At 71.8% G+C, this 12,092-nt stretch carries 11 protein-coding genes; 9 read left to right on the top strand and 2 right to left on the bottom strand.

The window, feature by feature from the left end:
• Positions 1-137: 137 nt before the first annotated feature.
• From AC0VYM_RS08120 to AC0VYM_RS08100, 5 genes are all read left to right on the top strand, one after another.
• A complete protein-coding gene (locus AC0VYM_RS08120) occupies positions 138-938 on the top strand; it encodes an SAM-dependent methyltransferase (RefSeq protein ID WP_475460674.1) in 801 nt (266 codons plus the stop codon).
• 92 nt (positions 939-1,030) lie between these two features.
• Complete coding sequence (locus AC0VYM_RS08115; protein WP_475460672.1) at positions 1,031-1,744, top strand: PIG-L deacetylase family protein; 714 nt, start codon at positions 1,031-1,033, stop codon at positions 1,742-1,744.
• Between the two features lie 80 nt (positions 1,745-1,824).
• Complete coding sequence (locus tag AC0VYM_RS08110) at positions 1,825-2,685, top strand: NAD-dependent protein deacetylase (protein ID WP_475460670.1); 861 nt, start codon at positions 1,825-1,827, stop codon at positions 2,683-2,685.
• 133 nt (positions 2,686-2,818) lie between these two features.
• Positions 2,819-4,024 (top strand): FAD-dependent monooxygenase, encoded by a 1,206-nt coding sequence (locus tag AC0VYM_RS08105; protein WP_475460669.1) that lies wholly within the window; start codon positions 2,819-2,821, stop codon positions 4,022-4,024.
• A 95-nt stretch (positions 4,025-4,119) separates the two neighbouring features.
• On the top strand, positions 4,120-5,232 hold the full coding sequence (locus AC0VYM_RS08100; protein WP_475460667.1) for a CobW family GTP-binding protein: 1,113 nt from the start codon (positions 4,120-4,122) through the stop codon (positions 5,230-5,232).
• 224 nt (positions 5,233-5,456) lie between these two features.
• On the opposite strand, the gene AC0VYM_RS08095 is transcribed toward AC0VYM_RS08100, so the two are convergent.
• Complete coding sequence (locus AC0VYM_RS08095; RefSeq protein WP_475460665.1) at positions 5,457-6,473, bottom strand: LacI family DNA-binding transcriptional regulator; 1,017 nt, start codon at positions 6,471-6,473, stop codon at positions 5,457-5,459.
• Between the two features lie 215 nt (positions 6,474-6,688).
• On the opposite strand from AC0VYM_RS08095, the gene AC0VYM_RS08090 reads away from it, so the two are divergent.
• Genes AC0VYM_RS08090 through AC0VYM_RS08075 form a run of 4 tightly spaced genes read left to right on the top strand, consistent with a single transcriptional unit; the run spans position 6,689 to position 11,327 of the window.
• Positions 6,689-7,981 (top strand): ABC transporter substrate-binding protein, encoded by a 1,293-nt coding sequence (locus AC0VYM_RS08090; RefSeq protein ID WP_475460663.1) that lies wholly within the window; start codon positions 6,689-6,691, stop codon positions 7,979-7,981.
• On the top strand, positions 7,978-8,865 hold the full coding sequence (locus AC0VYM_RS08085; RefSeq protein WP_475460661.1) for a carbohydrate ABC transporter permease: 888 nt from the start codon (positions 7,978-7,980) through the stop codon (positions 8,863-8,865). Before AC0VYM_RS08090 ends, AC0VYM_RS08085 begins: the two co-directional genes overlap by 4 nt.
• A 1-nt stretch (position 8,866) precedes the next feature.
• On the top strand, positions 8,867-9,697 hold the full coding sequence (locus AC0VYM_RS08080) for a carbohydrate ABC transporter permease (protein ID WP_475460659.1): 831 nt from the start codon (positions 8,867-8,869) through the stop codon (positions 9,695-9,697).
• A 28-nt stretch (positions 9,698-9,725) separates the two neighbouring features.
• Positions 9,726-11,327 carry a glycoside hydrolase family 43 protein gene (locus AC0VYM_RS08075; RefSeq protein ID WP_475460657.1) on the top strand — a complete coding sequence of 534 codons (1,602 nt, stop codon included), beginning with the start codon at positions 9,726-9,728 and terminating at the stop codon, positions 11,325-11,327.
• 41 nt (positions 11,328-11,368) lie between these two features.
• Here AC0VYM_RS08075 and AC0VYM_RS08070 read toward each other — a convergent pair whose 3' ends face one another.
• The gene (locus AC0VYM_RS08070) at positions 11,369-12,076 is read right to left on the bottom strand and encodes a MerR family transcriptional regulator (RefSeq protein ID WP_475460655.1); all 708 of its coding nucleotides are present in this window, start codon (positions 12,074-12,076) and stop codon (positions 11,369-11,371) included.
• Positions 12,077-12,092: the final 16 nt, after the last annotated feature.

Below are 12,092 nucleotides of genomic sequence, written 5' to 3'. Positions count from 1 at the left end.
GGCCGTCCCGACGGCGGCCACCCGCCGTCCCGCACGCGGAAACGCCCGCGCGGCGGGGGTTTCCGGGGGTCGGGGTGCACCGGACCGGAGGGACCGGCCAGACTGGGCCGTTCCACTCCCCACCGGATCGGAACCCCATGAACACCCCCTCGGCCCCCGACGGCATCGACGTCTCCGCCCCGCACTCCGCGCGGGTGTGGAACTACTGGCTCGGCGGGAAGGACAACTACCCCGTCGACCGCGAGCTCGGTGACCAGATCCTCGGCATCCACCCCGGGATCGCCGTCGACGCCCGCGCGGGCCGGGCCTTCCTGGTCCGCACCGTCACCCATCTGGCCCGTGAGGAGGGCGTCCGCCAGTTCCTGGACGTCGGCACCGGGCTGCCCACCCACCAGAACACCCACGAGATCGCGCAGGCCGCCGCCCCGGACGCGCGGATCGTCTACGTGGACAACGACCCCATGGTGCTCACCCACGCCCGGGCGCTGTTGCAGGGCACCGAGGAGGGCGCCACCGCGTTCGTCGACCACGACCTGCGCGACACCGAGCGGGTCCTGGAACGCGCCGGTGCGCTGCTCGACCTGGACCAGCCGGTCGGGCTGTCGGTCATCGGCACGCTCGGACACCTCCCCACCATGGAGGAGGCGGCGAGGGTCGTCCGCTCGTACCTGGACGCGCTGCCCTCAGGAAGCTTCCTGGTGGTGGCGGACGCGGTCCTGCCCGACCAGGGCAGCGCCGCCGACGCCCTGGACGAGTGGAACAAGGAAGCCGCGCTGGCCTACCGGGGCCACACCGTGGCGGAGTTCACGTCCTACTTCGACGGTCTGGAGCTGCTCACCCCCGGGGTCGGCCCAGCCCCGCTGTGGCGCCCGGAGCCGGTGGAGGTGGGCCGCGCCCCCGACACCGACATGTACGGCGCCGTCGCGCGCAAACCCTGACCGCCCGCGATCCGGGGCGGTCTTCTGTGGGGGTTTCATACGATGTAGACCGAATCGATCACGCGGGGCGGCCCGCGACGAAAGGAACCCCGGTGGTTGACGTACCCGAACGCGCCCTGGTCGTGATGGCCCACCCCGACGACGCCGACTTCTCCTGTGCGGGGACCGTGGCGGTGTGGACCCGGGCCGGAGCCGAGGTGGTCTACCTGATGGTCACCGACGGCGAGGCCGGTGGCGACGAGCTCACCCTGGAGAGCGCGGAGATCGCCGCCATGCGCCGCGAGGAGCAGCGCAGGGCGGCGGCCGAGGTCGGGGTCAAGGACGTGCGCTTCCTCGGCTACCCCGACGGGAGGGTGCAGGCCACCCTGGACCTGCGCCGGGACATCGCGCGGGTGATCCGTCAGGTCCGCCCCGACCGCATGGTCATCCCCAACCCCGAACGCGACTGGGACAGCGTCGCCGCCAGCCACCCGGACCACATGGCCACCGGCGTGGCCGCGTTCGACGCCGTCTTCCCCGACTCCCGCAACCCGCACGCGCACCGCGAGCTCCTCCACGAGGAGGCCCTGGCCCCGTGGACCGTCCCGGAGGTGTGGGTGACCGGCGGCCCCGCGCCGCACACCTACTCGGACATCACCGACGTCTTCGAGCGCAAGGTGGCCGCGCTGGCCGCGCACGAGAGCCAGATCGGCGACATCGACGAGCTGGAGCCCATGCTGCGCCAGTGGATGGGGGCCAACGCCACGGAGGGCGGGCTGCCCGAGGGGCGCCTGGCCGAGGTCTTCCGGACCGTCCGGACCGTCTGAGGCGTCTGCCGGGGGCCGAGGCCACCGGCCCCGCCCCCCGGCGGCCGAGGCGCCGGGGAACCACGACCTATCCTCGAAGGGTGACGAACACGTTCCACCCCAGCGGGGCGGCCGAGGCCGCCCGCCGTGTACGCGACGTCCTCGGCGCGGGGCCGGTGGTCGTACTGACCGGCGCGGGGATCTCGACCGACTCGGGCATCCCCGACTACCGGGGCCCGGACTCACCGCCGCGCAGACCCATGACCTACCAGGAGTTCGTCGGGGACGCGGCCTTCCGGCGCCACTACTGGGCCCGCAACCACGTCGGCTGGCGCCACGTGGCGGGGACCTCCCCCAACGACGGACACCGCGCCCTGGCCGAGCTCGAACGCGCCGGAATCGTGTCCGGGGTGATCACGCAGAACGTGGACACCCTGCACGACGCGGCGGGCAGCCGGAACGTCATCGACCTGCACGGCCGCTACGACCGCGTGGTCTGCCTGGGCTGTCGGACCGTGACGGGCCGCGCGGAGCTGGCCGTACGCCTCACCGCACTCAACCCGGGCTTCGCGGAGGAGGTGGCCGACGTCGAGGTGGCCCCGGACGCCGACGCCGTGCTGGCCTCCACCGCCCACTTCCGGGTGGCCGACTGCTCCGACTGCGGCGGGGTCCTCAAGCCGGACATCGTGTACTTCGGTGAGAACGTGCCCCGGCCACGGGTGGAGGAGGCCTACGCGATGGTCGACCGGGCCGCAGGACTGCTGGTCGTGGGCTCGTCGCTCACGGTCTTCTCCGGCCGCCGGTTCGTGAAGCGCGCCGTGGGGCAGGACCAACCAGTGGTCATCCTCAACCGGGGTGCCACGCGCGGTGACGACGCCGCGACCCTGACCGTGGGGTTGGGCTGCTCGGAGGTCCTGCGCGCGCTGGCGGACGACCACGCCGCACGTGAGGGTTCTCCGTGACGCCGCCCCCACCCGACGTCCCGTCAATGTGTACCAACCGGACGGTACAGTAACCCCGAGGGGCGACCCGAGCGCCCTCCACCGGCTCCTCCGGGCGGGGAGAACCACCATCCGAGCGCACACGGAGGTCCACGTGCCGATCAGCAACAGGAACATCCTCGTCTCCGGGGGCGGCGTGGCCGGAAGCGCGCTGGCCACCTGGTTGGCCCGGCGGGGTTTCCGACCCACGGTCGTCGACGTCGCCCCGGGGCCGCGCGCGGAGGCCTGCGCCGCCGAGGTCTCACGCCAGGGGATGGCCCTCCTGGACCGGATGGGCGCGGGCGAGCGGGTCCGCGCGCTCGGCTCCCCGGTCACCGAGGTCCGCACCCATGTCAGCGGACGCCGGGAACCCACCTGCGTTCCCGGGGACCCCGGGAACCTCGTCGTCCGACACGAGGACCTGGTCGGCGCCCTGCGGGAGGACGAGGGCCGCGTCGAGTACCTGCCCGGCGACGGCGTCACCGCGCTGAAGCAGGACGCGGACGGCGTCGACGTCACCTTCGCGCACGCCCCCGCCCGCAGGTTCGACCTGGTCGTGGGCGCGGACGGCCCGTACTCGCCCGTGCGGGGGCTCGCCTTCCCCGGCCCGGACGAGAAGCGCCTGCGCTACCTCGGCGCCAACACGGCGACCTTCGAGACCGACAACGTCCTCGGCACCGGCAACGCCACGGCCTGGCACGTGTGGCCGCACCGGGGCTGTCTGGTCACGGCCCTGCCCGGCGGCGACCGGGCCTCGGTGGCGCTGGTGGTGCGCGAACGCTTCCCGATCGACCCGGACTCCCTGGACCAGGAGGCCAGGCGACGGTGGGTGGAGGAGGCCTTCGGTCGGGACGGCTGGGAGATGCCCCGGCTGCTGCGGGCCGCGCGCGAGACCGACCTGCGCGTGGCGCCGTCCACCCAGGTGCGCATGGACGTGTGGGAGCACGGCCGCGTGGTGCTGGTGGGTGACGCCGCGTGCTCCCCCGACCAGCTGAGCGGGCAGGGGCCGACCATCGCGCTGATGGGCGCCCTGGCCCTGGCGGGCGAACTGGTGTTCACGGAGGGCGACCACGGTCGGGCCTTCTTCTCCTACGAGGCGGCACTGCGCCACTCCGTCCGGGAGGCCCAGACCGTGGCCCCGTACGTGGTGGACAGCGTGGCCCCGGAGGCGGGGCGCTACGAGACGTGGATCCGGGAGCGGGCCGAACTGGCCCTGGCCCGGGGCACCAGACTGATGGGGCGCCTCGGCATCCGACCGCCCGTGGACGCCGTGGGCGGGGAGTTCGCCCTGGAGCGGTACGCCGCGATACTCGAAGGCTGAGGTTCCGGGGCCCGCCCCACAGCGGGCCCCCGTTCCGGGGTGACGCACGGGTGCGCTACGATAATGATTATCGTTTCCATTCCAGGGAGGCCCCCATGACCGTGGCGACACCCCTGCGCGTGGTCGTGGTCTCCGGGTTGCACCGGCTGGCCCGCCGCGGCACCGTGGACGACCTCATCACCGCCGTCCCCGGCGCCGTGGCCCTCCACCACGACCTGGACGGGATCTCCGAGGGCGTCGTCCTCCGGCGCACCCGCAGCAGGTGGGGCGTCCTGGACCGCGCACGGGTCGACCTCGACCACCCGTGCGCCACCTGCGCCCTGCGCGAGGACCTCCTCCCCGTCCTCCTGGAGCTGGCCGAGCGCGGCGAGCACAGCCTCTGCGTCGTGGAGACCTGGGACGCGGTCGAACCCCGCTCCGTGGCCGAGGCCATCGCCGCCCGCGAGGAACTGCGTCTGGCCGCCGTGGTCACCGCCGTCGACGCCGAGCGCCTGCTCCCGGACCTGTCCTGTGTCGACGACCTCTCCGACCGCTCCCTGACCGTCGTCCCCGAGGACCGGCGGACCGTCGCCGAGGTCCTCTCCCGCCAGGTCGAGTACCCCACGGTGGTCGCCCTCCACGGGGACCGCCACCGGCACGAGGCCCGCGCGCTCGTCGAGCACCTGAACCCGGCGACCCTCGTGGTCCCGCCCGGAGGCGGCCTGATCGCCCTCACCGAGGGGCGCTTCCGCCCCGAGGTCGCCGCCAACCGGCTCAACCCGGCGTGGGCCCAGTACCGGGACCTCACCGACGCGAGGGTCAGCACCGTGGTGTGGACCCGCAGACGCCCCCTGCACCCGGTCCGCCTGCACGAGGCCCTGGAGCGGATCGTCTCCGCCGGGCTCCGTGGACGCGGCCGGATCTGGCTGGCCAGCAGGCCCGACACCCTGCTGTCCTGGGAGACCTACAACGACACCCTGGTGCTGGAGAGCGCGGGTCCCTGGCTGGCCGCCCTGCCCGGCGCCGCCCTCGACCTGGTCTCCGACACCCGTCGCGCCTCGGCCTCCCTGGACTGGGACCCGGTGGTGGGCGACCGCCGCCAGCACCTGGCCGTCACCGGCGTGGACCTCGACGCCGGGCGGCTCACGGAACTCCTCGACTCCTGCCTGCTCACCGACGAGGAGGCGGGCGGCCCCCTCACCGTGGACCCCTTCGCCGACGCGCTCTGACCGGCCGGGGCCCTCCGACGCCCCCGACGGACCCCATGGGAGGCGGACCCGTGCCGGTCGCGTCCGCCGCCTGACACCCACCGGCACCGAGAACGGGGCCGACCGTTCGTGATCCGGTCGGCCCGAAGGGTTCCCGGGGTTCTCCCTTCCCCGGGAGCCCCCACCCCCGCCCCGGGAACCCGCCCCCGCGCGTGGCCCGGCCAGGAGCCGCACCGGCTCCCCGCTCACTCCCTGGGCGGCGCCGTGCTGTCGCGCTGGACCAGGCGAGTGGCCAGTTCCATCCGCGTGGTCTCGGGCTCACCCCCGTTGACCAGGTCGAACAGCATGCGCGTGGCCATCTGCGCCATGTCGCGCAACGGCTGCCGGACGGTGGTCAGCGGCGGGGTCGCCCACCTGGCTTCGGGGAGATCGTCGAACCCCACCACCGAGACGTCGTCCGGCACCCTCAGGCCGCGTTTGTACAGGACCTCGTAGGCACCCCGGGCCATCTGGTCCGAACCCGCGAAGATCGCCGTCGGCGGCTCGGGCAGGTCGAGCAGGACCTCCGTGAGGTCCTTGCCGGTCCCGGCGAGGAAGTCGCCGTGGGTGACGTAGCCGTCGGGCACGGGGAGACCCGCGTCGCGCATGGCGCTGCGGTACCCGTCCACGCGGGCCCTGCTGCACATCACGTCCGGTGGGCCGGCGAGCATGGCGACGCGCCGGTGACCGAGACCGATGAGGTGCTCGGTCGCGGTCAGACCGCCGTCCCAGTTGGCGGCGCCCACCGCCGGGGTCTCCCGCGCGGGGTCTCCGACGGGGTCGACGAGGACCACGGGGATCCCCAGCGCGTCCAGCTGGTCCTGCTGCTGGGGGGAGAGCTCGGACAGCACCAGTACCACTCCGTCGGAGCGCCGGTCCTGGATGTTGTCGAGCCACCTGCGGCCGGGCCTGCTGCGCTTGCGGTCGTGCACGGCGGAGACCACGACCCCGAACCCCGCGTCGTGCGCGACCTCCTCGACCCCGGTGAGGATCTCCATGGCCCAGGGGCTGCCCAGGTCCAGGAAGACGAGGTCGATCAGACCGACCGGTCGGCGCTTGCGGTGACGCCGTTGCTGGTAGCGGTGCTGCTCCAGCAACCGCTCCACCTGGCGGCGGGTCTCGGCCGCCACGTCGAGATGGCCGTTGATCACCTTGGAGACCGTCGAGACGGAGACCCCCGCCTCACCAGCGATCTCGGCCAGCGTGGGGCGACTCTTCGCCATGTGCCTCCTCGTCGTCGAAGACCGGGTTCCGGTGGTTCGCTGCGCTGGATTCTATCCCGAAAGTTTTCGGAGTCGAACACCGCAACCTCCTCGCAATCCGAACTCCCCTTGACGGAGACACAGGGACAACTTAGCGTCAGCCTTCCCGAAAGCTATCGGAAACCTTTCGCAGACTTTCGGACCCCCCGGAACAACGGAAGAACGGTGTACACGCCATGAGTCGCACCCACCGGACACGTGTGATCGGCAGTACCTCGCTGGCCCTCTCCCTCCTCCTCGCCACCGGCTGCGGCACCTCGGGCCCGGGCGGCGCCGACACCGTGCAGGTCTGGGCCCTGGAGGACGCGGCGGTCAACGAGATCGTCGAACAGGGCATCGAGGCGCACAACGCGTCCCATGACGTGCCCGCCGAACTCGTCACCTTCGTCAACGACGCCTACAAGCAGCGCCTCCAGGTGGCGCTCGGCTCCCCCAACGCGCCCGACGTGTTCTTCAACTGGGGCGGCGGCAACCTCGCCCAGTACGCCGACCAGGGCCAGGTCCTCGACCTCACCCCGACCCTGGACGACAACCCCGAGTTCCGCGACGCCTTCCTTCCCAGCGTCCTGGACGTGGCCGCCATCGACGGCTCCTACTACGGCGTGCCCCTCCTCGGCGTGCAACCCGTCGTCATGTACTACAACAAGCCCGTCCTGGCTGCGGCCGGGCTCCAGCCCCCGCGGACCCTCGCCGAACTCCACGAGGCGATCGACGTCCTCCAGGCCGACGGCGTCACCCCGATCGTCCTCCCCGGGGCCCAGGGCTGGACCCAGCTGATGTGGTTCTCCTACCTCGTGGACCGGATCGGCGGCCCCGACGTGTTCCAGGCCGTCGCGGACCAGGAGGAGGGCGCCTGGCGGCACCCCGCCGTCCTGGAGGCCATGGAGACCTGCCAGGACCTGGTCGACCGGGGGGCCTTCGGCAACAACTTCACCTCCATCGACTACGACAACGGCAGCGCCTCCACCCTCCTGGCCACCGGTGAGTCCGCGATGTTCCTGATGGGCAGCTGGGACCTCGCCCAGCAGATGGATAACAACCCCGAGTTCGTCGAGAACGACGACCTCGGCTTCACCTCCTTCCCCACCGTGGAGGGCGGAGCGGGAGACCCCGACGCGATCGTCGGCAACCCCAGCAACTACTTCTCCGTCAACAGCGACAGCCAGCACGCGGAAGCGGCGACCGACTTCCTCGTCGAGACCCTGGCCTCCGAGGAGTACGTGGCCGAACTCATCAAGGAGGGCCAGGTCCCCGCCGTCGAGGGCATCGAGGACCAGCTCCAGGAAAGCGACCACGCCGAGTTCGCCACCTTCACCCACGAACTGGTCTCGGGGGCACCCACCTTCACCCAGTCGTGGGACCAGGCCCTGGCCCCCGCGGCGGCCGAGGCCATGCTGACCAACCTCCAACTGCTCTTCATCGGCGACATCACCCCTGAGGAGTTCGCCGAGGACATGGAGCAGCGGTGAGGAACTCCGCCACGGAGCGGCCCGGGTTCCTCTGGGTCACACCGGCACTGCTGTTCTTCGGCCTGTTCGGCCTGGCCCCCGTGGCCGTCGTGGGCTACCTCAGCCTCACCTCGTGGGACGGAATCGGCACCCCGCAGTGGGTGGGCCTGGCCAACTGGTCGGCGCTCCCGAGCGACGGCCAGGTCCGCGGCGGACTCACGATCACCCTGACCCTGACCGTCCTGTGCTGGGCGACCCAGACCCCGCTGGCCCTCGCCTTCGGCGTGTGGGCGGCCGGTCCCCAACGCGTCCGGGCGGTGGTGAGCGCGGTCTTCTTCCTGCCGCTGCTGTTGTCCACCGCGGCCATCGCCCTGGTCTGGAAGGCCCTGCTCGACCCGAGCTTCGGCATCCCCTCCCAGGTCAGGGAGTGGTTCGCGCTGAGCCACAGCAACGTGCTCGGAGATCCCGCACTGGCGCTGTACGCGATCGTGCTCATCCTGCTGTGGCAGTTCCTGCCGTTCCACATGCTCCTGTACCAGGCGGCCGCACGACAGGTGCCGCGATCACTCCACGAGGCGGCCGAACTGGACGGGGCCTCCGGCCTCCAGCGCTTCTGGCGCATCACCGTGCCGCAGCTACGGCACACGATCATCGCGTCGTCGGTGCTGATGCTCGTCGGCTCCATGACCTACTTCGAGACGGTCCTGCTACTGACCGCCGGAGGGCCGGGCAACGCCACCCGCATCCTGCCGCTGCACATGTACAACCAGGGCTTCGTCTCCTTCCAGATGGGCTACGCCAGCGCCATCGCCGTGCTGCTGGTGGTCCTGGGGACCGGACTCTCCCTGGCGGTGGTGCGGGTGACCGGCTACTCCCGGATGACCAGCCAGAGGGAGGGGATGTGACATGGCGTCCCGAACCGGCGCCCGACCGGCGTACGCCTCAGGGATCGGCGCCGCCCTGTGGCTGCTCGTCGTGTGCGTGCCCCTGTACTACCTCGTCGCCACGAGTCTGCGCGGACCGGGCGACTACCTGTCGCGGGGCCCGCTGTCCCTGCCCGAGTCACTCACCCTGGACAACTACCGCAACGCCTTCGAGGTCGGGTTCCTCGGCTTCCTGGCCAACAGCCTGATCGTGGCGTCCGGGGCGATCCTCCTGGTCCTGGTGGTGGCGGTACCCGCCGCGTTCGCGATCGTACGCGGACGCAGCCGCGCCGTCCGGATCAGTTTCACCCTGTTCCTCCTGGGGCTGGCGGTCCCGGCCCAGGCGGTGATCATCCCGATCTACCTGATCATCACCCGGCTGCACCTGTACGACAGCCTGCCCGCGATCATCCTGCCGACCGCCGCGTTCACCCTGCCGATCTCCATCGTCGTGCTCACCAGCTCGCTGCGGGACGTGCCCGGCGAACTGTACGAGGCGATGGCGCTGGACGGCGCCGCGACCTGGCAGGTGTTCCTCCGCCTGGTCCTGCCGCTGTCACGGCCGGGCGTGGTGACGGTGGCGATCTTCGTCGGCCTCAACGCCTGGAACAACTTCATCTTCCCGCTGGTGCTCACCCAGAGCGAGTCCAACCGGGTCCTTCCCCTGGGGCTCTGGGCGTTCCAGACCCAGTACGGCACCGACGTTCCCGGCCTGATGGCCGCCGTGGTGCTCTCCACCATCCCGATCCTGGCCCTGTACCTGTTCGGCCGGAGACACCTGCTGGGCGGGCTCGCCGCCGGATTCGGCAAGTAGAGGACCACCCCCACCCCGAAAGGCCGTGATGACGACCGCGACCATCACCAACCCGGTCCTGCCCGGGTTCCACCCCGACCCGTCGATCCTGCGGGTCGGCGAGGACTACTACCTGGCGACCTCGACCTTCGAGTGGAGCCCGGGGGTGCTGCTGCACCACTCCCGGGACCTGGTCCACTGGCGCCCCCTCGGCGGCATCCTCGACCACGACCGCCTCCTCGACCTCACCGGCCACCGTGACGGAGCGGGCGTGTGGGCGCCCTGCCTGTCCCACAAGGACGGGGTGTTCCACCTGATCTTCACTGACGTGGAGAACTACGCCGAGGGCTTCTGGGACACGCCCAACTACGTGACCACCTCTCCCACGCCCGACGGCCCGTGGAGCGACCCCGCGCCGATCCACTCGATGGGTTTCGACCCGTCCCTGTTCCACGACGAGGACGGCCGGAGCTGGGTGGTCACCAGCCTCATGGACTGGAGGCCCGGACACCACGCCTTCGCGGGGATCGTGCTCCAGGAACTGGACACCGAGTGGATGCGGCTCCTGGGCGAACCGCAGGTGGTCTTCGAGGGCACCTCGGCCAGGGTGACCGAGGCCCCGCACCTGTACCGGGAGAACGGGTGGTACTACCTGGTGACCGCCGAGGGAGGGACGCAGTGGGACCACCAGGTGACGGTCGCGCGGTCCAGGGAGATCACCGGCCCCTACGAGGCGGACCCGGCCGGGCCCATGCTCTCCTCCCGGGAGCACCCGTCACTGACCCTGCAGAAGGCCGGGCACGGAAGCCTGGTCAGCACCCCGTCCGGCGAGTGGTTCCTGGCGCACCTGGCGTCCCGCCCGCTCACCGAACGCGGCCGTTGCGTGCGCGGGCGTGAGACGGCCCTGCAACGCGTGGACTGGGTGGACGGCTGGCCCCGGGTCCGGGACGGGGTGCCCCACGAGGAGGTCGAGGGGCCCGACCTGGAACCGCACCCGTGGCCGGAGGCGCCCGCGAAGGACGACTTCGACGCCCCGGTGCTGCGCCCGGAGTGGAGCACGCTGCGGCGCCACGTGGACGAGGAGTGGGTCTCGCTGACCGAGCGCCCCGGCCACCTGCGCGTACAGGGCGGGCAGTCCCCCTCCGGCACCCGCAGCCCGAGCCTGGTGGCACGACGGGTGCAGCACGAGCGGTGCGTGATGGAGACGGTGATGGAGTTCTCCACCGACACCTTCCAGCGGATGGCCGGGCTGACCGCGTACTACAACATGCGGCAGTGGCACTATCTGCGCGTCGGCTTCGACGAGCAGGAGGGGCTGTTCGCCGGTGTGCTCAGCTCGGACCGGGGCCGGGTACGCGAGTCCGGTGACCGGGTCGACGTGCGGGGCTGGGAGCGCTTTCACCTGCGCGCCGTGATCGACGGAGCCGAACTGCGGTTCGCCCTCTCCCCCGACGGCCGGAGCTGGACGCCCGTCGGCGGGGTACTGGACGCCAGCATCCTGTCCGACGACTACGCCGCCGAGCGTGCGGCCGACGGTGAGACCGCCACCATCTGGGGCTTCACGGGCGCCTTCCTCGGTCTGTGGGTCCACGACCTGACCGGCACGGGCTGCCACGCCGACTTCGACCACGCCACCTACCAGGGATCCTGAGCATCGGGCGGGGAGTGCCGACGGGCACTCCCCGCACCTGCTCAGAGCCGGTCGAGCGCGTCGAGCTGCGCGGGGTTCAGGCGCAGACTCCGCAGCTCGTCGAGCAGACGCGCGAGTCTGCCCTGTGGAACCCGTACACCCGCGAGTGACGACAGATGTGGGCGCAGCGCGTCGGCGACGTGCCTCCGTGCCGTTGCGTCGGCGTCGGGAGCGAGTTCGACGAGAGCGTTGATCGCGGCGAAGAACGAGGGGGCGTCCTTCAGTCCGCCGATCGCGGCGAGGCCCTCCTCCACCACCGAGGTGTCCCCACCGGACAGGTGCACGACGAGGGTGGCGATGTCGGAATCGAGCCTGGCGGCCTCCGTTGACAGGCCCGACGCCCGGTGCACGGCGGCCAGGGCGCCGACCACCCCGTCAGCGGTCTCGGGCTCCCGCCACTGCTCGCGCAGGGATCGCACGAGATCCCGTTGGGTCCGCAGGCGTGCGATCCGGGCCTCGATGTCCGCCTCCACCCGGTCGAGGACGCCGTCAGCCGACGACTCCTCGTCCAGCGCCTCCCCGACGTCGGTGAGGCCGACGCCCGCCTCGACCAGGTGCCGGATCCGCAGCAACCGGACCAGGTCGTCGGCGGTGTACCGCCGGTACCCGTTCACCGTCCTCGGCGGCTCGGGCAACAGGCCGATCTGGTGGTAGTGGCGCACCGTCCGCACGGTCACCCCGGCCAGGTCCGCCAGTTCACGTGAGCGCATCTTCTCGGCCTCCTTG

The organism is Nocardiopsis sp. iso_237 (genome assembly GCF_056173345.1).
This window is presented reverse-complemented; position numbering and strand designations above follow the sequence as displayed.